Origin of the sequence: Ahrensia marina, from assembly GCF_001293565.1 — a bacterium.
Classification (GTDB): domain Bacteria; phylum Pseudomonadota; class Alphaproteobacteria; order Rhizobiales; family Rhizobiaceae; genus Ahrensia; species Ahrensia marina.
This window is the reverse complement of sequence record NZ_JXMU01000037.1, coordinates 1-427: the sequence shown is the minus strand read 5'-3', so window position 1 is coordinate 427 and position 427 is coordinate 1. Positions and strand designations below refer to the sequence as shown.

General features: G+C 47.3%; 1 protein-coding gene. It reads left to right on the top strand.

Annotated features, from left to right (window positions below):
- Positions 1-298: hypothetical protein (locus SU32_RS16390; protein WP_425394289.1), on the top strand; the 298-nt coding region annotated here is incomplete at its 5' end.
- Between the last annotated feature and the right edge of the window lie 129 nt (positions 299-427).

Sequence of the window (427 nt, the reverse complement as noted above, 5' to 3'; positions counted from 1 at the left end):
GAAGGAACACATTATGAAAACTCTTGCACTTACACTCGCCGCAACCTTGATTGCCTCTACATCTGCCTTTGCTGCAAACAGCTCATTTTCTAATGGCGATGGCTCTTACCTGCAAAATGGTGGCAACTTAGACATGGAAGCAACTGCATCCATCGGTACTGCTGCCGCGATCGACACAAACCACATTTTCACAGTCGATGAAGTTGTTCATGGCCGCGATGCAAAAGTGAAATTTACACTCAATGCAGACGGCAGCCGTAACATTATTTCTGAATCATTCCGCTCAAGCGACCGTTAATAACGGCCCCAGTATCCGGGGCACTGCAATGCCCCGGACCTCTGAACATTCCCAACCCAAATTACAATGAAAGCGCTGGTGCGCTTATGAAGGAACATATTATGAAAACTCTTGCACTTACACTCGCCG